This is a genomic window from Acinetobacter sp. AOR14_HL (assembly GCF_027855175.1).
GTDB lineage: Bacteria > Pseudomonadota > Gammaproteobacteria > Pseudomonadales > Moraxellaceae > Acinetobacter > Acinetobacter calcoaceticus.
Genome location: NZ_JAKTII010000017.1, coordinates 139,369 through 161,668, shown reverse-complemented (window position 1 = coordinate 161,668; position 22,300 = coordinate 139,369). Strand labels below are relative to the sequence as shown.

The window sequence follows — 22,300 nt, the reverse complement described above, 5'->3', positions numbered from 1 at the left end:
CTCTCTGGCGATTATTTTTTATATTGACTGTGTATGCTTATCAATGAATTGCCCAATGCGCTCAATCGAGTCATTAGATTCTTTTAGTATACCCTTGTGGAACTGAAAAACATGTCCGACTTGGTCATAAATCCTAAAGTTCGTCGGAATGCCGTATTTTCCAGCTTGTTCAGCAAGACGTTTTGCATCATCTAATAAAACTTCTTCGGTACCGACATGAATCAAAATAGGCGGTAGTCCAGTTAAGTCAGCATAGAGTGGGGAACAGATTGGATCGGTTACTGATTTTTGCGCGCAATAGTTTTTTGCACACCACACTAACCATTCTTCAGACAGCATCGCATCTTGAGCTGCGTGGGTTTTCATCGTGCTTCCAGAGAGGCTTAAATCAACCCAAGGTGAAAGTAAAACTAACGCTGCTGGTAGCGGCAACTTTGCATCTCGAATAGCAATTGCGGTGCTTAAACTGAGTCCGCCACCCGCAGAATCACCCGCAATCACGAGTTTTTTCGGGTCTTGTCCTTGGTCAAGTAGAGCTTGATAGACTGCAATTACATCTTCAAGAGCAGCTGGGCTTGGGTGTTCTGGGGCTAGACGATATTCAGGTAACCAGACTTGTGCTTGAGCTGCATGTCCGATTTGAGCCGCAAGCTTAGTGTGACTTTTTGAACTACCAACAACATAGCCACCGCCATGTAAATACAAGATACCCAGCCCTGATTTAGTCATTTTGGGCTGAATATGAACTGTCGGCACTTGAGCAATTATTTGTTTTTTTGTTTTATAGCCACGTGGCCCAAGCACAATAGCACTGGCTGCATCGCTACAAAAACGCTGAAGTTTTAGTGGTGTTTTAGGAGATAAAGCTGGACGTAGCGTGGTACGAATAGTCCATTCAAGAAGCTGCTTCATAATAAAGACTCATACTAAGCCTAATGACAGTCAGCATCTCCTAAAATGAAGAGCATACCGACCACTATTTTTATTTTGCTGATTTGTTGAGTAGGTGAGTTTGCAATGCGGTTGCAGTTGCAAAAATCTTTTGGTAACCCTGTGGAAGAATACGTTGAATTACATCAACGACTTTTGCATCGGCTCCAATCAGTAAACGGCGACGGTTTTTACGAACAGCCTCTAAAATTTGTTGAGCAGCTTCGTCAGCAGGGGTGCGTAGTAATTTATCGAAAGCATCCTGACTTTTAACAGGGTCCATTCCTAAAGACTGGACGCTATTATTCATACGGGCAGCTTTGGCAATATTGGTACGAATACCACCCGGATGAACACAGGTCGCGCTAACTCCAGCATTTTGCATATCAAGTTCTTGGCGTAGCGATTCAGTAAAGCCACGAACAGCAAATTTACTGGCATTATAGGCACTTTGGGTTGGTTGAGCTGTTAAGCCAAACATGCTGGAAATATTAATAATATGCCCATCACCACTTTGCTTTAAAAATGGTAAAAATTCTTTGGTGCCATAAACTACGCCCCAAAAATTAATACCAATAAGCCATTCAAGATCTTCATAGCTCACACCTTCAGCCGTGCTACCTATTGCAACACCAGCATTATTAAAAATCAAATTAGCTTGGCCATGCTCATTTACAACAGCTTTTGCCCAATCTGCAATTTCAGTTCGCTTAGCTACATCGACTTTTTGAGTGGTCACTTTAACTGGGTAGGCTGATAACTGCTCGACAGTTTTGGCTAAGCCAGCTTCACTGATATCGGAAAGTGCCAGATGGCAGCCTTGTTTTGCGAGTGCAATTGCAAGTGCTTGTCCAATACCTGAACCCGCACCTGTAACAGCCGCGACTTTGTTCTTAAATGTTTTCATAAAATTCTCCGTTTATTTTTCTCATTTCCTATGGTGAAGCTTGTTTAAGAAATAGCCGAAACCTGAGTGTAGTTTTCAACATCGAAACGACGAGTACGTTGACGATATTCAAGGGTAAAACCCGGCCAGTTATTGGTATTTTTCCCATCCGCAGTCTGATACCAACTGGTACAACCTTGTGCCCAGACAGTTTTTTTCATTTTTTCTTGAATATTTTGGTTGAACTCGTGTTGAACTTCTGCACGAACATTGGTGAATAACAACTTATTTTTTATCAGTATTTGAATGGCATCTAAAATGTAGTTCACCTGACTTTCAATCATATAGACAATTGAGTTGTGCCCAAGATTGGTATTTGGACCATAAAGCATAAAGAAATTAGGGAAACCGCTAACAGTTAAGCCAAGGTATGCTTCTGCACCATCTTTCCATGTATCTTTTAAAGTGCGACCATCAAGACCTGTAATCTGCATTGGCGCCATAAATTCAGTTGCAGCGAAACCAGTACCATAAATAATGGTATCAACTTCGCGCAGATTTCCGTCCGTATCTAAAATGCCATTTTCAGTAATTTCTTGAATGCCCGTATGAATAACATCGACATGAGGTTGAGTGAGCGTTTCATACCAATGGTTAGAAATTAAAATACGCTTACAGCCAATTGGGTAGTCCGGCATTAAACGGTGACGTAATTTGGAGTCTTTAACCACTTTACGAATATGGCGCTGGAATAAATATTCCACTAAAGGCATTTCATTTAAAGAAGTTGTAAAAGCCAGCAGACGGATTTCGTGATGTCCATATTGCAAGGCACGATCTAGACTTTGCAAAATCGGTAATTTGCGGAATGCTTTTTTCTCTAAAGGTTGATAAATCCGATCTGGCTTCGGAATGACGTAAGGGGCCGAACGTTGATAAACATCAAGATGAGCAACCTCCTTAGCAATTTCGGGAACAAACTGAATGGCACTTGCACCTGTACCAATTACAGCAACACGTTTTCCATTTAAATCGTAGTCATGATCCCAACGCGCGGAGTGAAAAGCCTTACCTTTAAAGTTTTCAATACCTTTAAGTTTTGGATAGGCAGGGCGATTGAGCTGGCCCACAGCACCTACTAAAAATTCAGCTTCAAAATGCTCACCGGTTGTACTTTGAATGTGCCATACACCTTGCAGAGCATCAAATTCGGCACTGGCAATTTCGGTATTAAATTGAACATGTGGGCGAATGTCATATTTATCGGCGCAGTGGCGTAAATATTGATAAATCTCTTGAGATGTGCCGTAACGGTTTTTCCAACCCAGCTCTTGCTCAAAAGAAAAAGAATAAAGATGTGACGGAACATCACACGCAGCACCCGGATAAGTATTGTCGCGCCAGACACCGCCCACATCAGCAGCTTTTTCAAAGAGAGTAAATTGTTCAAAACCTGCTTGTTTGAGGCGAATGGCAAGTCCTAGACCACCAAAGCCAGTGCCAATAATGGCGATACGTACATTTTTATTTGAATTAGCTGACGAATTAAACATAGGCTGCTCTAAAATCCTTAAAAACAGTGGGCGAAAGAATCGCAATTTCCTGTATGCAGAATAGTCGTTTATTTGCTTGATTTAGAGGATGGATGAGGACAAAATATTGTGATTCGAGGACATTCTGAGCAATACAGTGAAGTATGCATGGGCTTTTGAACGCAGTGTACATAGTGTTCGATTAATGGCTGATTTTGCGGTGGAATCAGGCATTTCTTATCAGACCATTTTAGAAGAGACTGGAATCAGTCAACAGCAATTGCTTGACCCTAATATGGTGGTGACAGGTCAGCAAGAATTGCAGGTTATTCATAACTTGGTTGAGCAGCTTGGAGACAGGCCGACATTAGGCTTAGATGTAGGTACACGCTATCACTTTACAACATTTGGGCCTTTAGGCATGGCCCTCATGAGCAGTGCCAGCATTCGTGAAGCACTTGATTTAGCTTTAACCTATTTTTCACTTACTTTTGCTTTTACCCGATTTCTAGTTTCAGAGACAGATGAAGGTATTCGGATTGAGATTGAAGATGAGGGCGTACCACCTTCAGTTCGCCAGTTTATTCTTGAACGGGACGCGGCGGCGCTCATTACGGTGCAACGGGACTTGGTACAAGATAATTTTTGTCAATATATGGCTTTCACTTTCCAGCCTAAAACTGAGGTACAACCCTATATCGATTTGTTTGGAATTCTGCCGGAGTTTGGGGCGGCTAAGAACTTTGTTTTACTCGATCCGCACAAAGTAGACCAAAAACTGCAAATGGCCAATGACCTGATTTTACATACGGCTGAAGAACAATGTCGGCAAATTCTAGATAGGCGCCAAACACAAAAGAAATTTATTAATTTAGTGCAGCAGCAGTTAATGAGGGTGCGAGGGGAAATGCCATCTATGGACATGGTTGCCGATCGTTTGCACTTAAATGCACGTACCTTACGCCGTCATTTGGCTCAAGAAGGTATGACCTTTATTCAAATACGTGAAGAAGTCAGACAGGTTTTAGCAGAACAATATCTGACTTTACCGAAAGCCTCTATTGAGCAAATTGCCGAATGGTTGGGATATGCCGAACCTGCCAGTTTTATTCATGCATATAAAAGATGGCACGGTAAGACACCGCATGCAGTGCGGTTAAGTGGTAAATCATCAACCTGAGTTTATTTATTCAAGCGCAAATGCAATAAGCGTGTTGCTGAGGTATGGCGAATCTCATCTACTCGTGCACTAAAATAACGCTCAGTAATGGCTTCACCTGATAAATCTTCAACGACTTCAAACCCCATCTGTTCAACTGCGCGATGTAAATCAGTAGGTTTAAATTGACCTAATAATGGTTCTTTGAGCAAATGGGTAAACTGGGCAACACCCATGCTACCAATGCGTTCGATACCAGTTAATTCCTGAAAATAGGTCGAATAGTCGAGTACAACTTCACTAGCGTTTGCTGAAAATTCAGCAATGCTTTTTAAAGTCTGCAAGGTTGTTTGAGGATTTAAATAGTGAGTCGTTCCAAGCCATGAGAAAAATGCAGGAGCGGATCGCTCATAGACACTTCTGGTCAAGGCTTCCGAAATAGACTCTTTTTCAAAATTAATTGCGACAAACTCAACTGTGGCAGGAATTTCGCCTAGTTTTTTTAGCTTGGCTTGTTTGGCAGCTTGAGTATCGGGATGATCAACTTCAAAGATTTTTAAAGTTGGGTAATGGTGAGACTCACGTAGTACAAATGAATCTAGACCTGCACCAACTAAAACATATTGTTGAGTGTTTTGTTGAACTGCCTGATCAAGTAAATCTTCGGCATAACGAGAGCGTCCGACCACTTGCCCGGTAAGTAAACCTAAAGTGCGGTTTAAAACCGCAGAATTCATTAATTTAACAAGAAGTGGGCTTGATAGAAGTTTTTTCCAGCTTCTACTGGTCAGCTCAAAAGCATAAGGGTCTGAAAATACAGGGCTGACCGTATTTTTAAAGTGATTTGCACGTAATGCAGCGGCGGCTTCGGCGGTACGACTTGATTGACCTTCTTTCATCTTTATCCTGTTTTTTTATTTCTTGAAGATATTCAACGAAGAAGGCAGTGTATTTCATGAAAACCTAAAATACACTGCCTATTTCTTACAACGGATTTGATCAAAATTACAAATTAATGAGTTTTTGTCGTTTGATATGTCACTTCATAATCTTTCAAATCGACGTTTTTCAAACGTTGTTTTAGCTTTTTCAATGACCATGGCCATGCAGCGAAGTTACGACCGTTGGCATCAAGGTAGTAACTCTTACAACCACCACTATTAAATACAGTTGTTTTTAAGTGCTTTTGTACCAGATCATTATGCTTTTTAATAACTTCGGGCTTAACGTTGAACTTGCTAATACCCTTGTTCTTAATTTTCAATAAGCCATCTACAATATAGTCTAGCTGAGCCTCAGCTAAGCCAATAAAAGAGTCATAAACCAAGACATTCGGGCCTAAAATTAAAAATGCATTCGGCACATTTTCAATGTTGGTACCTAAATAAGCCTCAGGTGAACTATCTTTCCATAAATCTTGTAAACATTGACCTTTTTCATTATGAACACGTTTACCAATTGGCGGATGAGATACCTCAAAACCAGTGCCCCAAATAATTACGTCAACTTCATGGCGTTCACCGTTGGCAGCAACAACAGTATTGCCTTCAACTTTCACTAAACCATGAGGAATAAGGGTCGTATTTGGTGCTTGTAATGCAGGGTAGTAATTGTTAGCAAACAAAATACGTTTACAACCAATATCAAAGTTTGGCGTTACATTTTTACGTAGCACAGGGTCATTAATCTGCAATTTAAGTAATTGCTTACCCAGTACATTTACCGGTTTAAGTGCAAGCGGGTTACGTAAACCAAAGTTAATTGCATTCAGAGTTAACGCTACACTTTTACGCCAGCTTGCTTGAATAGATGGATACTTAGCAATCACTGATTTACTAAATTCGCCCAAGTCTGTGTCTGGTTTTGGTAGTACCCAAGGTGCTGTACGTTGGAACACAAAAAGCTCTTTCGCTTTTGGTTGAATTTGGGGCACAAACTGAATGGCAGATGCACCAGTACCAATCACAGCAATGCGTTTACCTGTCAAATCATAATCATGGTTCCATTTAGCTGAATGGAACATCTCACCTTTAAACGTATCTAAACCTTCAAGACGTGGAATTTGTGCTTCAGTAATTGGACCTGTAGCGAAAATAACAGTTTTAGATAAATACTGACCAGTAGTGGTATCAAGTACCCACACATGGCGTGAGTCATCCCATGCGGCGTTCAGCAATTCGTTGTTAAATTCGATTTTAGATGCGACATTAAACTCATTACTCACATCTTCTAAGTAACTTAAAATTTCTGGTTGTCGAGCAAATAAATGGCTCCACTTTGCACTTGGTGCAAACGAGTAAGAATAAAGCGCAGATGGCACATCACAGCCACAGCCTGGATAGGTGTTTTCACGCCATGTTCCACCAACACGGCCAGCTTTTTCAATAATTTTATAATTGGTATAGCCAACTTGATCTAGGCGAATGGCAGTAGCTATACCTGAAATGCCGGCACCTACAATAAAGGTGTCGAAAATGTGGTTGGGTGAATTGACAGCTTTTTTTGCTGATGCATTTGTTTTCATTTGAGCAGTCATATGCGTACTACCTATAAATTTCTTATTTAAATAATTTGTAAGACGTGCCAAGGAACTTGTTATACAAGCTTGGTGATGCACGTTTCATGAGCCAGAATAACTTCGCATCGATTTGAGGAATGGTGTAAAGCTCATTCTGATCAAGGCGGTTCAGTGTTAATTTGGCTACACTATCACTTGTGGTGAGGGCATAGTTCATAAGCGCGTGATCTGCAAGCTTTGAATAGCGTCCCGGAATCCGACCATTTTTGATGATATTGGTTGGAACCAAAGTAGGGCAGAGCACATTAACTTTAATATTGAACTTGTGTAGTTCGGCAGAAAGCGTTTCTGAAAGCGCGCGTACACCTGCTTTAGTCACGTTATAGGCGGTCATTTCTGGTGCAGCCGTATACGATGCAGCGGAAGCAACGTTAATAATCGCACCATAACCTAACTTTTTAAATTTTGGGACGAAAGCATGACAACCGTGAATAACACCCCAAAGGTTGATATTCATGACCCAATTCCAGTCTTCGAGCGTCATTTCATCGAATTTTCCGCCTAAACCTACACCTGCATTATTAATCACAAGGGTGACAGGGTGCCCAAGTAAGATCTCAGCAGTTTCTGCTAGATCTGTAACCTGTTCTGAGTTACCGACATCGCAACGTATAGCGAAAGCTTTCGCGCCTTGTTGTTCAAGAATTTTTACGGTTTCTTCAGCAGCTTCGAGATTAATGTCTGCACAAACCACACTGCCACCACGTTTTGCCAGTTCAATTGCAAAACTTCGACCAATCCCACTGCCTGCACCTGTCACCACTGCATAAGCTTTTTGGCTTGGTTTAACTTTCTTTTTGCCAAATAAAATCATGATTCATCCATAAATAACTTGAAGAGATGCCAGCTATCTGTTTGATAGCTGGAAATGCAGGACGATTAAGACATGCGTACTGGAGGGGTAAATTCTTTAACAAAGTAAGGAGCAATTGCACCACCTTCGTTCAGCAATTTCTTTTTGTAGTACTCAAGATATTCAGTCGTATCATGGTCATTTGGGTGAAAATCTGGACGTAAATAGTCAAGAATTTGACCAATTGTACTTCCAAAAACGCCATCTTTCGGGCCAAAGATTAAACCTACACCACGACGGGCATCTTTCCAGAATTTTAAGGTGAACATCTCTTGCGGTTTTCTTAAAACAGGAACAAATAAGGTCGTCGCAGGAATAAGCCCTAAAATGGTAATTAGAGCAAGAGCGAAACCAGAAGCTCGTAATGGGTAGCTACCATTTAAGAGTTGATAAACATCGTAGGCAATATCTTTATGCTCAGATTCTTCAAGCATATGCCACATCCACAAAGCACGGCTTTTCGCATCATCTGAATAATAGAAGTTCTTTTCATGCTTCATCATATATTCAGCAAGTACAGCAGTAAAATGCTCAATACCCGCCATCATTGATAATTTGAGTGGCTGCGGAAACTTTAAAAACACATATTTAAAGAAGTTCGAGCCAAGGAAACGATAGAGTGCAACAGGATATTCAGCATCTTGAAGTGCATCGTTATATTCATTGTGCAATTTTGAGTGAATTGCTTCTTGGCCAATAAGCGAAGTCACTCGCTGTTTTAAAATTGGGTCTTTAATAAAGTCACGGTGATGACGAGCAGTTTCGATCACCAGATCTTCACCATAGGTTAAAAAAACTGAAAGTGTGGCAAAAAACAAGGTTGCAAATTGATTGTCCATATAGAATCTGACATCAATTTCCTTACCATCAAAACCAATATTTAAATGACGGATTGGAATAGTGCTTTTACTGGCAAAATCCGGCAACTCAATTTCACGTTGAAATTTAAGTTTGTTAAATGATTTTTTTACTGTGGTCGAGATCATAGCGACACCTTGAGACAAATCAGTAGTAGTGCATTTTGATGAAAATCAATAAACTTAATGTTCAACAAGGCACTGTAAATTCCATTTTCAAAGCAGAGTGTTCTCTGGATTGACTACGGTGTTGTTGCTCCGTTATTTGTTTGATTATTTGGCTGAATAACGGAAAGAAGAGTTGAGATACACAGAATTTCTCAGTGACTCTTCTTTAATTTTTTCATATTAATCTGACTTTATGTTCGGATTCAATTCGGGTAAATTTTTAAATATATAAAAGTAATTTATCAATTTCTTGCATAAGAAAAACTTTAATAAAAATTTGTACATATTATTGAAAAATAATAAATAATTTATTTTTATTAGGGTCGTTAAAGCAAATATAAGAATATTTAGATATCCTTAATAGCATCTATTTTGAAGGCTTTTTTTGATCAAGTTTGACAACTATTCGGATTTTGTTTTTTTATTTCTACCGAGTCTGATTACATGCTAATCTGACTTTATGTTCGGATTATTGATTAGATCGTATGACCACGCGTAAACCTCGTCAAACTCGAGCCAAAGTTACTGTCGATACTATTATTGAAGCGGGTTTTATTGCAGTGGCGCTTCATGGACCCAGTGGCACTACCACACGTCATATTGCAGAAATTGCAGGGGTGAGTGTCGGATCTTTATATGAATATTTTAAAAATAAAGAAGAAATTTACGATGCGATGAATCACTATTTTGTTCGAGAAATTTTGGACATGATTACGGAGCTTACGCCAACTATTTTACAGCTGGAGTTAGAACCAGTCATTGAAATGATTTTTTATACTTTTAGTGATTTATTAAAGAAAAATAATGACCGTTATTTAACTGTTTTACGTTATGCAGGCGAGTTACAGTACGATAAATACATTCCAAAAATTGAGCAGGCTTTAGTGGAAGTCATCATGAAATATATGATGCATAATCCTAAGTATTTAAAAATTAACAACGTAGCTGTGATTACCTACATCTGTATTAACAGTGGGATTTTTAATGTGGCTCGGCATCTTATTTTGCCAAATCCTTACATTAGTTTTGATGAAATGGTGCAGGGGTTAACCACTATGATCATGAGTTATATCAATGCAGAGATGTCGCGCTCAGAAGAGCATTGATCACAGCTAGACTTCGTCAATTTGTATAAACGCTAAAAAAGCCCTCACATAAATCTTTATGTGAGGGCTTAGCTTCATTATGGCATGGTTGGAACTTCTTCCGGACGCATATCAAAAATCAGAATTTCAGCATGATCACCATTGGTAAACGATAAGTTTCCACCATCACGGATACGTGCTGCATCACCTGTGTTAAAGGTTTTACCATTTACATCAATGCGACCTTTGGCAACATGTAGGTAGACATATCGACCATCAGGAATCGTAAATTCGGCAGTTTCTTCACCATCAAAAAGACCTGAGTAAATATTAATGTCTTGTTTGATGGATAAAGTTTTTTCACCGCCTTTTGGTGAAATAATCAAATGCAATTTACCGCGTTTGTCTTCTTCATCAATATGAATTTGTTGATAACCTGGATCTGTATTTACTTCATTTGGAACGACCCAAATTTGTAAAAAATGTACGCCTTCTTGAGCAGAATGGTTAAATTCACTATGAGCCACTCCACGACCTGCACTCATTAACTGAATGTCGCCAGGTACAATCACAGAACCTGTACCCATCGAGTCTTTATGCTCTAATGCGCCTTCAAGTACATAGGAAATAATTTCCATATTACGGTGAGGGTGAGTACCAAAGCCTTTAGACGGAGCAACATTATCATCATTAATTACAAGTAGATCTGAAAAACCGACTTGTTTTGGGTCCCAATAGTTAGCAAATGAAAAACTATGTTTTGATTGTAACCAGCCGTGATGTGCTGCGCCACGTTCATGAGATAAACGCATATCAAACATGATCTACTCTCCTAATTTAATTTTTTCTCTGAGTGCAGTTTATCGTAGCGATTATTGTAATAAAGCTCTAAAAATGGAAAGCTTGGTACGATTTATAGAACGATAAAATGGAAAGCTATTTCTCAAATCAGAAAAAGGGTTCTTTTAGTTAAAATTGGAATTTTACTTTTGAAGCTAAGGATAAAATAGGGAAATGGCTGGGTAACCAAACAAATTTAAATATAACAATTGAAAGAAAAATCGATCTTTTTATCTTATTCAGTACATAGAAAATTTAGAGATTTTTCATGCGATATACACATTTGTCTACACTGCATATTTAAATGAACTTAATAATGGGAATGAATAAAAAGCTAATATTAAAAATAATTAAACACAAACTGTTTTAAAATAAAGTTACTTTTCAATGGAAATGTTTCGTATTTATCAATCATTGTAGTGAGAAATTTAAAATCACCTTTTTTATCAATTATTTGGATGAATGTGTATTATTGTAAATAAATGTGAAAACATTCACAAAGCTATTTTTTTTTGTTAAGATCATTAACATTAAAAACATAGAGATAATAATAATGATCAATAAAGTATTAATCGTGTTGTGTGTGAGTATCGTCTTTGTATTAGGATATTGGGCTTATTTAGATACCCAAAATAAAAGACATCAGGAATTGATGCGAATCATTCAAGAAGCAGAACAAAATTTACAAAGTATCGAACGCAATCCTAATCATGCTCATCACAGCAATTTGGCTTCTTATAATTTGCAAGGCTATATAAGCGAGAAAAAAATTATTTTCTAATAATATCGCGCTTTAAATTTCTGATTTTTTGCATCGTCATTGGTCATATCTTTTCATAAATTTTGATCATGTTTCGATTGAATCTGTTAAACTTATTTAACGTATAGTAAAAAAGCTGCATAGGGGTTATGCAGCTTTTTTGTGTTTCAAGAGGGGCTGTGGTTATTTCCTATGGATGAACTAGAAACCAAATGAGTGGCATATTTGTTGCTTCTTAAATTTGAGATTCTTGTTGATAGGCCTGAACAGAAAAACAATATTGTTCAGCGACCTACATAGAAGTAAATATTCCACAGTTCAGATTTTGCATAGAGGCTACTTATGGCGGCGCCCAATTCTTCGGCAGGCTGGTTAGAGCGTTTATTTAAGTTAAGCGACAATAAAACCACTTTCCGGACTGAAGTTCTTGCTGGTGTAACTACATTTCTAACGATGTGTTACATCATTATTGTCAATCCACTCATTTTATCTGAAACCGGCATGGATCATGGCGCCGTATTTGTTGCGACCTGTTTGGCAGCAGCAATCGGCTGTTTAGTGATGGGGATCATTGCTAATTATCCAATCGCACTGGCCCCTGGTATGGGTCTAAATGCTTATTTTACCTATTCAGTTTGTATGGGTATGGGCGTGCCATGGCAAACAGCTTTAGCAGCTGTATTTGTTTCAGGTCTTGTCTTCCTTGCAATTAGCTTCTTTAAAATTCGTGAAGCGATTGTAAATGCCATTCCAATGTCACTTAAGTTTGCCATTGGCGGTGGTATTGGTTTATTCCTCGCACTTATTGCTTTAAAAAATGCTGGCATCATTGTTGATAATCAAGCGACATTAGTTGGCTTGGGTGATATCAAACAACCTACAGTATTATTAGCGTTATTTGGATTTTTAATGATTGTGGTTTTACACCAATTAAAAATCCGTGGCGCAATCATTATTAGTATTTTGGTTGTTACAGCAATTGCGACTGCCTTAGGTCTAAACGAATTTAAGGGTGTAGTTGGTCAAATTCCTTCAATTGCACCAACCTTTATGCAAATGGACTTTAAAGGTCTATTTACTGCAAGTATGGTTGGCGTAATCTTCGTATTCTTTATTGTCGACTTGTTTGATAGTACGGGTACTTTGGTTGGTGTTTCACACCGTGCTGGTCTTTTGCAAGATGGTAAATTACCTCGTTTGAAAAAAGCATTATTTGCTGACTCTACTGCAATTGTTGCTGGTGCCGCATTAGGTACATCTTCAACTACACCTTATATTGAATCAGCTTCAGGTGTGGCAGCAGGTGGACGTACTGGTTTAACTGCTGTTGTCGTTGCAGTCTTATTTATTTGCTGTTTATTTTTAGCGCCTCTTGCTCAATCTGTACCAGGTTTTGCAACAGCGCCAGCTTTATTGTTCATTGGTGTGTTGATGATTCAAGGGATCACTCATATCGATTGGGATGATATTACAGAAGCTGTTCCAGCATTTTTGACTATTGTATTTATGCCATTTACCTATTCAATTGCTGATGGTATTGCAATGGGCTTTATCAGCTATGCATTAGTTAAATTATTCACAGGTAAGGCAAAAATTGTACCGTACATGGTGTGGATTATTGCTGCACTTTGGGTATTTAAATTTATCGCGTTTGGCGGTTAATATGATTTTTTATAATTTTCTTCTTGAGCTGTCTTAGTCATAGTTTTTAATAAGAAGAAAATTATAGAAGGGTGTGATTTTTACCACACCCTTTTTTCTTTAGACGTGGAGTTAATATGAATCAAGTCGAGCTGATTCGCGCCTTACCAAAAGCCGAATTGCATGTGCATATTGAAGGGACTTTTGAACCTGAATTAATGTTTGCAATTGCCCAGCGCAATCAGATTCAGATTCCTTACAAATCTGTTGAAGAAGTTAAGCAAGCTTATAACTTCCATAATCTTCAGTCGTTTTTAGATATTTACTATGCTGGTGCAAATGTTCTTGTACATGAACAAGACTTTTATGATTTAGCATGGGCTTATTTTGAGAAATGTGCCGAAGATCGTGTGGTTCATACAGAAATGTTCTTCGACCCGCAAACTCACACTGATCGTGGCGTTGCTTTCTCAACAGTGATTAACGGTTTAAAACGTGCTTGTGCTGATGCCAAAGCTAAGTTTGGTATTAGTTCTCAGCTTATTATGTGTTTCTTACGCCATTTAAGCGAAGAGGCAGCTTTTGAGACCTTGGAGCAGGCTTTACCATTTAAGCAAGACATTATTGCTGTAGGGCTTGATTCAAGTGAAGTGGGGCATCCGCCAGCTAAGTTTGAACGTGTTTTTGCTAAGGCGCGTGAAGAGGGCTTCTTAATCGTTGCTCATGCTGGTGAAGAAGGTCCACCTGAATATGTATGGGAAGCTTTAGACTTGCTCAAAGTGAACCGTATTGACCATGGTGTACGTTCTGAAGAAGATGAACAGTTAATGGCACGTTTAATTAACGAAAAAATGCCTCTAACGGTTTGTCCTTTAAGTAACTTAAAGCTATGCGTTGTAAAGGATATGAAAGATCATAATATCCGTCGTTTGCTACAAAAAGACGTACACGTGACTGTAAACTCAGATGATCCATCATATTTCGGTGGATATATGAATGATAACTTCTTTGCAATTCAGCAAGCTTTAGACCTAACAAATGATGAGTTGAAAAAACTCGCAATCAACTCTTTTGAAGCCTCTTTCATTTCAGATGAAGAGAAACAAAAGTGGATTGCAGAAATCAAAAAAATCTAAATAAAAAAACCGCCTATCTCAGGCGGTTTTTTTATACATACAATTACTTTGGTTGTTTGGTCATACTATTTAAAATATTGTCTTTATCAACAAAGTGATGTTTTAAAGCGGCCAGCACATGCCCAACAATAAGAAAGCCTGCAAACCAAGAAATATAAATATGTAATGGTTTAACAACAGCTAAAAGCTCTGGGTTATCTTGTACTAAACGCGGAATTTCAAATAAATATAAAACAGGGGCAGGGTGACCAGCACTCCAGCTAAATAAACAACCAGTGACAGGTAACGCCACCAAAATCACATAAAGGAATAGATGACCAATATGTGCCAGTGTTTTCATGGTCGGCGACATCGTATCTGGTAATTTTGGAGCTGGATGTGTATAGCGCCATAAAATCCGGATAATCACCAAAAAGATAATGGTTGTCGCAATATTCTTGTGCAACGTAATGACATCGCCTTTAAAGGGACCATCAACGTCATAACTTAAAAAATTTCCACTATAGAAGCCAATAGCCCACGCTGCGATGAAAATGATTGCCATCACCCAATGCAGGACTTGTGCGGTACGGGTGTAATACTGAGATGAAACAGCAGGCATAAAAAACCCTATTTTTTTGTCGTTTTGATTTTTAATTTTATGGGAAAGCGCTGATTTTGAGAAATGTTTTAAATGTAACAGAGCGTGCTAAAAACAGAACGTTTAAGAAAAAATGCATTTGATGAGTTGAGTTTTGCAGGGGAAAATAGATTGCATAAATGCATCAAATTATTTGTTTCTTATAAAGTCGAGTTTAGGCACAATACGCGCTGCCAACGTTCAATCAAAGGAAAAAATGATGAAAAAATTGATGCTCGCTCTAGCGCCAGTTGTTTTAGCTTTAACAGCGTGTGCAACGACTACAGGTACGGGTACAGGCGCTACTTCTGCACAAACTACAACTCAACAGTTGGGTGTTGCTGCATTAAAAGTTGCTGTAAATGCAAAATGTATTACAGAAATTAATAATGTTTCAGCTTGGAAAACGGCAACAAAATATATGACTGCTGACCAACGTGACAGCATTCAAACTAATGTTTGTGGTTGTGTGAGCGAAAAAGCACCAAATAGTGTGACAGCAGTAGAATTGGCTGCGGCTGCATTTGATGTAAATGCACGTGCTACAATTGTAAACCAAGTGGTTTCAAAAACTGTAAATGAGTGTGTGGCAGAAGCTTTACAAAAGTAATTAATGATTTTTGTATTAAAGAAGGCTGATTATTATTGATCAGCCTCTTTTGTTTAAAGGTAGAGAATTGATGTTTATTGCTGGTGTAGATGAGGCGGGACGAGGACCTTTGGTGGGTTCTGTTGTGGCAGCGGCTGTTATTTTAGATCCGAATAATCCAATTGCGGGATTAAATGATTCTAAAAAATTAACTGAAAAGAAACGTGAAAAGTTGTTTATTGAAATACAAGAAAAAGCCTTAGCTTGGTCAATTGCAGAAGCAACGCACAGTGAAATTGATGAATTAAATATTTTACAAGCGACTTTTTTGGCTATGCAGCGTGCAGTAGATGGTTTGAAAACTCAGCCACAAAAAGTGATTGTAGATGGTAATCAAATTCCAAAAGGAATCATTATTCCTTGTGAAGCGATTGTTGGGGGAGATGCGAGTCATGCTGAGATTAGTGCAGCGAGTATTCTGGCAAAAGTTACGCGTGATCGACAAATGCAGGAATTAGATCAACAATATCCATTATTTGGTTTTGCCAAACATAAAGGATATCCGACTAAAGCGCATTTTGAAGCGATTGCAGCGCATGGTGTAATTGATCAGCACCGCCGTAGTTATGCACCTGTTAAACGTGCTCTAGGCCTATAAATACAACTTCCTAAAAAATTTAAAGCGACTATAAAGTCGCTTTAATTAGGGAGAGAATAACTTCATGTTAACGATTGAAGTTTTTCTGTGCAAAATTATCATCTTCAAAAGAAACTTGATAATCTTGATCAAGATGTTGAAGGTGTTCATGCATTGCACGTTCATGTTGAATACGTTGATAAATTTCTTCGCGATGAACAGAAACCTCTTTTGGTGCATTCACACCAATACGAACCTGATTTCCTTTGACGCCAAGCACAGTAACACTGACTTGATCCCCAATCATTAATGTTTCCCCGACACGGCGGGTCAGAATCAGCATGTTTATCTCCTTGCTAAACGCTTAAAACTGCAATATTGGTACCCAAATAAAAGCTCAACCTCAGTTTTCAGTCAGATTCTAACAGAAATATGAGAACAAAGTCATATTTTGATAATCACTGCCAAAAAACTTTCCGTTTAATATAACAGAGCCGCTATAAAAAAAACTATAGCGGCTCTGTGTTTTCTTTAATTATTGTCGGACAAGTAAACATTTTTTAATGAATAATTGACCGTTTGGTAAAATTAAGCGCGGGCGCTGCTTTCACCATGTTCACGATCTAAACCAAAAGCGGTGTGTAGACAACGAACAGCAAGTTCCAAGTATTTTTCATCAATAATGACAGAAACTTTAATTTCAGATGTTGAAATCATAAGGATATTAATGCCTTCATCAGCAAGGGCAGTGAACATCTTGCTCGCTACGCCTGCATGTGAACGCATACCTACACCCACGATAGACACTTTAACGATGTCATCACGTGTTGAAACTTCACGTGCACCAATATTTTTGGCAGTTTCGTTTAAGATTTTTTCAGCTTTAGCTAAATCAACACGGTTTACAGTGAAAGTGAAATCTGTTGTGCCGTCTTCTTCAACATTTTGCACTATCATATCGACTTCGATATTGGCATCACTTACTGGTGATAAAATTTTAGAAGCAATACCTGGTTCATCAGGTACACCTAAAATCGTTAATTTTGCTTCGTCACGGTTAAAAGCAATACCTGCAATAATTGGCTGTTCCATATTATCTTCCGCCTCAGTAGTAATGAGTGTACCTACATTTTCTTTAAATTCATCGTCAAACACGCCGTCGTTATCATTATCAAAACTTGATAATACACGCAAAGGAACTTGATATTTTCCGGCAAATTCTACTGAGCGAATTTGTAAAACTTTTGAACCTAATGAAGCCATTTCTAGCATTTCTTCAAAAGAAATACGGTCGATTTTTTTTGCTTTAGGAGCAACACGAGGGTCAGTGGTGTAAACGCCATCTACATCAGTGTAAATTTGGCATTCATCTGCTTTTAGAGCAGCAGCAAGAGCAACACCAGAAGTATCTGAACCGCCACGGCCTAGAGTTGTGATATTTCCATGAGCATCAAAGCCTTGGAAACCAGCAACAACAATAACACGCCCTGCATCAAGGTCATTGGTCATGACATCTGTATCAATAGACTCAATACGCGCCTTGGTAAATGCACTGTCAGTTTTAATACCGACTTGACGTCCGGTATAGGATTTAGCTTCCACACCAATCGAATTAAGTGCCATAGCTAACATGGAAATCGTCACCTGTTCACCGGTTGAAACCATTTGGTCTAACTCGCGTGGGTCAGGTGTTTCGGTAATGGCTTTAGCGAGAGCAAGTAAGCGGTTTGTTTCACCACTCATTGCAGATACGACCACAACAACTTTGTGACCGTGATCATGCCAACGCTTAACACGACGAGCAACATTTAAAATGCGCTCGGGGGTACCCATAGAAGTACCGCCATATTTTTGAACGATTAATGCCATAGTTTTTCCATATAAGCCATGACCCTGAGAGGCTTTTCAGGGTCAGTTACACAAAAAGTGAAGTCTTATTTTTGTTCAAGCCATGCAGGTAATGCAGCAATAACTTGTCCAAACTTCTCGTTAAGTGGCGCGCCACCTTGTGCTAAGTCAGGTTTACCACCACCTTTACCACCTAACTCGGTTGCTAGATGCTTGATGATGTCACCTGCTTTTAGATTTGCAGTGTATTGTGATGCAACTGAAGCAAGCAGGCTAACTTTGTCACCCTCTACGCCAGCTAATACAATGACTGCGTTCTCTAATTTTGATTTAACACTGTCGTGCAAGTTGCGAAGTGATTTCGCATCTACACCTTGAACAGTGGTAATAAGCGTTTGACGACCAGCAATCGTTTGTACCTGATCAATCAATTCTGACGCTTGGAAGTTTGCCAATTTCTGATTGAGCTGTTCAATCTGCTTTTGTAATGTAGAAACCAATTCAACATTGGCTTGTACACGCTCAACAGTTTGGTCTTTCTGTGCTTTTAATAAGCCATTAATGTGCTGGATATCTGAATCGGTTTTTTGTACCACATCTAAAGCTTTAGTACCTGTAACTGCTTCAATACGGCGTACACCAGCAGCTACACCACCTTCAGAAGTGATTTTAAATAAACCAATATCGCCTGTACGTTTAACGTGAATACCACCACAAAGTTCGATTGAGAAGTTTTTCTCATCAATCACTGAACCCATAGCGAGAACACGAACTTCGTTACCGTATTTTTCACCGAACAACATCATGGCACCTTTGGCTTTTGCCGCTTCGATGTCAAGTAGTTCAGTGGTTACTGCGGTATTTGCAATAATTTCTGCATTTACCAAGCGCTCAACCTGTTGTAACTGTTCAAACGTTACTGGTTGGTCATTAGCAAAGTCAAAACGTAAGATATCACTTGCAACTAAAGAACCTTTTTGTTGTACGTGTGAACCTAAAATTTGACGTAGAGCAGCATGTAATAGGTGAGTTGCCGAGTGGTTACGAGCTGTTGCCTCACGAATGTCTGCTTTAACAATCGCTTCAACGTTTTGATCGGCTTTAAGATTACCAACGGTCACAATACCTTGATGAACAAAGGCACCACCTGACTTCTTAGTATCTTGAACTTCAAAAATACCAGTTTCATTTTTGAAGATACCTGTGTCACCAATCTGACCACCACTTTCTGCATAGAAAGGAGTCTGGTTTAAAACGATAAGTGCTTCGTCGCCTTCAGAAACTTCATCAACTTGTACGCCATCTTTGTAGATCGCTACAATTTGGCCTTGACCAGTAGTGTTGATGTAACCGTCAAACTGAGTTTCGCCTTCAACTTGTACAATGCTGTTGTAGTCAATAGCGAATTTACCAGCATCACGAGCACGTTGACGCTGAGCAGCCATTTCTACTTCAAAGCCAGCTTCGTCAATAATAAAGTCACGTTCACGTGCAATATCAGCAGTTAAGTCTGTTGGGAAACCGTAAGTGTCGTAAAGTTTGAAGACTGTCGCACCAGGAATAGTCTTGTCTTTTAATTGAGCAAGTTCACCTTCAAGTAGTTTTAAACCTTGCTCAAGTGTTTTAGCAAACTGTTCTTCTTCACGAACTAAAGTTGCTTCAATCACATCTTTACGAGCTGCGAGCTCAGGATAAGCCTCACCCATAACTTCGATTAAAGGTTGCAACATTTTGTAGAAGAATGTACCAGTTGCACCAAGCTTATTACCGTGACGCACAGCGCGGCGGATAATACGGCGTAATACATAACCGCGGCCTTCGTTGCTTGGGTTTACACCATCAGCAATTAAGAAACAGCATGAGCGCGCATGGTCTGCAACTACACGTAAAGAAGGCTGACCTTCGTCTTCAATACCAATAATGTTTGCAGCAGCTTTTAATAAGTGTTGGAACAAGTCAATATCATAGTTTGAATTAACATGTTGCAATACAGCAGAGATACGCTCCAAGCCCATACCTGTATCAACAGATGGAGCAGGGAGAGGGTGAAGTACGCCATCAGCAGTTCGGTTGAACTGCATGAAAACGTTGTTCCAGATTTCAATGAAACGGTCACCATCTTCTTCAGGTGTGCCTGGTAAACCGCCCCAAATATGATCGCCGTGGTCAAAGAAAATTTCAGAACAAGGACCACATGGACCTGTGTCACCCATTGCCCAGAAGTTATCAGATGCGTATTTTTCGCCTTTATTATCACCAATACGGATAATACGTTCAGGTGCTAAACCAATTTCTTTATTCCAGATGTCATAAGCTTCATCATCGGTGTGATAAACGGTTGCATATAAACGATCTTTAGGAAGTGCTAGCCACTCATCGCTAGTCAAAAATTCCCAAGCAAATTTAAGAGCATCACGTTTGAAATAATCACCAAATGAGAAATTACCTAACATTTCAAAGAATGTATGGTGACGAGCAGTGTAACCAACGTTGTCTAAATCATTATGTTTGCCGCCAGCACGTACACATTTTTGTGATGTGGTTGCACGTACATAGTCACGTTTCTCTAGACCTAAAAAGCAGTCTTTAAACTGGTTCATCCCAGCATTTGTAAATAATAAAGTTGGGTCGTTGGCAGGAACAAGAGAACTCGACGCGACACGTGTATGCCCTTGCGTCTCAAAGTAGCGCAAAAATGCTTCACGAATTTCAGCAGATGTCATTAAACGAGTACTCACAACCAAGTCACTCCATATTTTCGAATTTGGCTAAATGTATCAATGCCTGTTTGTTTTATGTCAAACCTGAGCATTTGATACGGGGCTTATTTTTTAAAAACGCTAAATTGTAGCGGAAAAACCCCACCGAACCAACGATTTTAAAAGGAATATCTTACAAAACTGTGATTTGGCTAAAAATCTATATTCAATTGGGCGTGACGTGCTTTACTATATGCCTTCTTTAGCCTTTAGTTTTGTAGATAAGGATAGGTCATGCAACGTATCGCCATTAATGGGTTTGGGCGGATTGGACGTAATGTTTTACGTGCTTGGTTCGAGAGCTCAAAACAATTTCAATTTGAAATCGTGGCGATTAACGATATAGCAGATGTACAAACATTAGTGCACTTATTTAAATATGATTCCACACATGGCCGTTTTAATGGAAATGTGGAAATATTTATTGAAAATGAAAAAGTTTTTTTGAATATTCAATCAAATCAAAGAACACTAAAAGTTGAAGTTTTAAAACAGGAACAACCTGAGCTTTTGCCATGGTCTAGTTTGGATGTTGATGTCGTACTTGAGTGTACTGGACTATTCCGTTCCCACGCTGATGCAACCCGCCATCTACAAGCTGGAGCAAAAAGGGTAATTATTGGTGCAGCACCTTTTGATCATGTAGATGCAGCAATTGTCTATGGTGTTAACCATGCAGATGTGAAAGCGACTGATCAGATCATATCAAGTGTGTCATGTACTACTCAGGCATTAGTACCCTTAGTTAAAATCATTGACGATGCGTTTGGCATTGAAACAGCGCTCATGACAGAAATTCATGCTGTTACAGCAGACCAGTCTGTACTTGATCACGCGCATCGTGATTTACGTCGTGCCAGAGCTTCTGGGCAAAATATTATACCAACTACGTCTAGTGCACTCGGTGCATTAAAACGCGTTATGCCAAAAATGGAAGACCGTATAGATGGTTATTCAATTCGGGTGCCGACTATTAATGTTGCTGCAATTGACTTAACTTTTATCGCTCAATCGCCAATTACTGTGCATCATATTAATGAAGTATTGATTAAAGCTTCTCAAACAGATTATGCAGAAATTATGGCTGTTACTGATGAACCATTAGTTTCAAGTGATTTCAACCATTCTCCTTATTCGCTGATTGTTGATTTAACCCAGACCATGGTGGTGGGGCATCAAGCTAAAGTATTTGCTTGGTACGATAATGAATGGGGCTATGCAAATCGATTATTAGATTTGTGTGATTCTTTCTAAACGTCAATTGAAATAATTTAAGGATGTTAAATTAACATCCTTTTTTATAATTACTAATTTATGATCTGAATAGTTATAGAAATAACTTAAAAGAAAATTTATTTTAAAATTCTAAATATTTATATTGTGAAAAACTATCTCTATTTGTATGATTCGCAAACATTAAAAT

General features: G+C 38.9%; 20 protein-coding genes. 8 read left to right on the top strand and 12 right to left on the bottom strand.

What is annotated here, in order from left to right; translation table 11 throughout:
- Positions 1–18 precede the first annotated feature (18 nt).
- The 3 genes from MKL38_RS16780 to MKL38_RS16770 form a co-directional block, all read right to left on the bottom strand.
- The gene (locus MKL38_RS16780; RefSeq protein WP_270903845.1) at positions 19–912 is read right to left on the bottom strand and encodes an alpha/beta hydrolase; all 894 of its coding nucleotides are present in this window, start codon (positions 910–912) and stop codon (positions 19–21) included.
- Positions 913–982: 70 nt separating this feature from the next.
- Entirely contained in the window at positions 983–1,837 is an 855-nt protein-coding gene (locus tag MKL38_RS16775; protein WP_270903844.1) for an SDR family NAD(P)-dependent oxidoreductase, read from the bottom strand.
- A gap of 44 nt (positions 1,838–1,881) precedes the next feature.
- Positions 1,882–3,369, bottom strand: a complete 1,488-nt coding sequence (locus MKL38_RS16770; protein ID WP_270903843.1) for a flavin-containing monooxygenase — start codon at positions 3,367–3,369, stop codon at positions 1,882–1,884.
- A 136-nt stretch (positions 3,370–3,505) separates the two neighbouring features.
- Here MKL38_RS16770 and MKL38_RS16765 point away from each other — a divergent pair, with 136 nt between their 5' ends.
- Positions 3,506–4,528, top strand: a complete 1,023-nt coding sequence (locus MKL38_RS16765) for an AraC family transcriptional regulator (RefSeq protein ID WP_270903842.1) — start codon at positions 3,506–3,508, stop codon at positions 4,526–4,528.
- Positions 4,529–4,530: 2 nt separating this feature from the next.
- Here the strand turns inward: MKL38_RS16765 and MKL38_RS16760 are convergent, their stop codons facing one another.
- The 4 genes from MKL38_RS16760 to MKL38_RS16745 form a co-directional block, all read right to left on the bottom strand.
- Positions 4,531–5,406 carry a class I SAM-dependent methyltransferase gene (locus tag MKL38_RS16760; RefSeq protein ID WP_270903841.1) on the bottom strand — a complete coding sequence of 292 codons (876 nt, stop codon included), beginning with the start codon at positions 5,404–5,406 and terminating at the stop codon, positions 4,531–4,533.
- Positions 5,407–5,519: 113 nt separating this feature from the next.
- On the bottom strand, positions 5,520–7,043 hold the full coding sequence (locus MKL38_RS16755) for a flavin-containing monooxygenase (RefSeq protein WP_270903840.1): 1,524 nt from the start codon (positions 7,041–7,043) through the stop codon (positions 5,520–5,522).
- Positions 7,044–7,065: 22 nt separating this feature from the next.
- Positions 7,066–7,899, bottom strand: a complete 834-nt coding sequence (locus MKL38_RS16750; protein WP_270903839.1) for an SDR family NAD(P)-dependent oxidoreductase — start codon at positions 7,897–7,899, stop codon at positions 7,066–7,068.
- A 65-nt stretch (positions 7,900–7,964) separates the two neighbouring features.
- A complete protein-coding gene (locus tag MKL38_RS16745) occupies positions 7,965–8,924 on the bottom strand; it encodes a metal-dependent hydrolase (protein ID WP_045434316.1) in 960 nt (319 codons plus the stop codon).
- Between the two features lie 524 nt (positions 8,925–9,448).
- On the opposite strand from MKL38_RS16745, the gene MKL38_RS16740 reads away from it, so the two are divergent.
- Entirely contained in the window at positions 9,449–10,069 is a 621-nt protein-coding gene (locus tag MKL38_RS16740) for a TetR/AcrR family transcriptional regulator (RefSeq protein ID WP_003652710.1), read from the top strand.
- Between the two features lie 77 nt (positions 10,070–10,146).
- On the opposite strand, the gene MKL38_RS16735 is transcribed toward MKL38_RS16740, so the two are convergent.
- Positions 10,147–10,869, bottom strand: coding sequence for a pirin family protein (locus tag MKL38_RS16735; RefSeq protein WP_270903838.1), 723 nt, complete (start codon positions 10,867–10,869; stop codon positions 10,147–10,149).
- A 572-nt stretch (positions 10,870–11,441) separates the two neighbouring features.
- Here MKL38_RS16735 and MKL38_RS16730 point away from each other — a divergent pair.
- From MKL38_RS16730 to MKL38_RS16720, 3 genes are all read left to right on the top strand, one after another.
- Complete coding sequence (locus MKL38_RS16730; protein WP_004641992.1) at positions 11,442–11,669, top strand: hypothetical protein; 228 nt, start codon at positions 11,442–11,444, stop codon at positions 11,667–11,669.
- A gap of 321 nt (positions 11,670–11,990) precedes the next feature.
- The gene (locus MKL38_RS16725) at positions 11,991–13,310 is read left to right on the top strand and encodes an NCS2 family permease (RefSeq protein WP_270903837.1); all 1,320 of its coding nucleotides are present in this window, start codon (positions 11,991–11,993) and stop codon (positions 13,308–13,310) included.
- 116 nt (positions 13,311–13,426) lie between these two features.
- Positions 13,427–14,425 carry an adenosine deaminase gene (locus MKL38_RS16720; RefSeq protein ID WP_005041965.1) on the top strand — a complete coding sequence of 333 codons (999 nt, stop codon included), beginning with the start codon at positions 13,427–13,429 and terminating at the stop codon, positions 14,423–14,425.
- A gap of 43 nt (positions 14,426–14,468) precedes the next feature.
- Here MKL38_RS16720 and MKL38_RS16715 read toward each other — a convergent pair whose 3' ends face one another.
- Positions 14,469–15,026, bottom strand: a complete 558-nt coding sequence (locus MKL38_RS16715) for a cytochrome b (RefSeq protein WP_005041962.1) — start codon at positions 15,024–15,026, stop codon at positions 14,469–14,471.
- Between the two features lie 238 nt (positions 15,027–15,264).
- On the opposite strand from MKL38_RS16715, the gene MKL38_RS16710 reads away from it, so the two are divergent.
- Both MKL38_RS16710 and rnhB read left to right on the top strand, forming a co-directional pair.
- Complete coding sequence (locus MKL38_RS16710) at positions 15,265–15,654, top strand: hypothetical protein (RefSeq protein ID WP_005041960.1); 390 nt, start codon at positions 15,265–15,267, stop codon at positions 15,652–15,654.
- A gap of 70 nt (positions 15,655–15,724) precedes the next feature.
- A complete protein-coding gene (rnhB, locus tag MKL38_RS16705; protein WP_005041957.1) occupies positions 15,725–16,291 on the top strand; it encodes a ribonuclease HII in 567 nt (188 codons plus the stop codon).
- Between the two features lie 67 nt (positions 16,292–16,358).
- On the opposite strand, the gene csrA is transcribed toward rnhB, so the two are convergent.
- The 3 genes from csrA to alaS form a co-directional block, all read right to left on the bottom strand.
- The gene (gene csrA / locus MKL38_RS16700; protein WP_003652701.1) at positions 16,359–16,613 is read right to left on the bottom strand and encodes a carbon storage regulator CsrA; all 255 of its coding nucleotides are present in this window, start codon (positions 16,611–16,613) and stop codon (positions 16,359–16,361) included.
- Positions 16,614–16,858: 245 nt separating this feature from the next.
- On the bottom strand, positions 16,859–18,139 hold the full coding sequence (locus MKL38_RS16695; RefSeq protein WP_151744542.1) for an aspartate kinase: 1,281 nt from the start codon (positions 18,137–18,139) through the stop codon (positions 16,859–16,861).
- Positions 18,140–18,204: 65 nt separating this feature from the next.
- The gene (alaS, locus tag MKL38_RS16690; protein WP_270903878.1) at positions 18,205–20,841 is read right to left on the bottom strand and encodes an alanine--tRNA ligase; all 2,637 of its coding nucleotides are present in this window, start codon (positions 20,839–20,841) and stop codon (positions 18,205–18,207) included.
- A gap of 270 nt (positions 20,842–21,111) precedes the next feature.
- On the opposite strand from alaS, the gene gap reads away from it, so the two are divergent.
- Entirely contained in the window at positions 21,112–22,131 is a 1,020-nt protein-coding gene (gene gap / locus MKL38_RS16685; protein WP_017389960.1) for a type I glyceraldehyde-3-phosphate dehydrogenase, read from the top strand.
- Positions 22,132–22,300 lie beyond the last annotated feature (169 nt).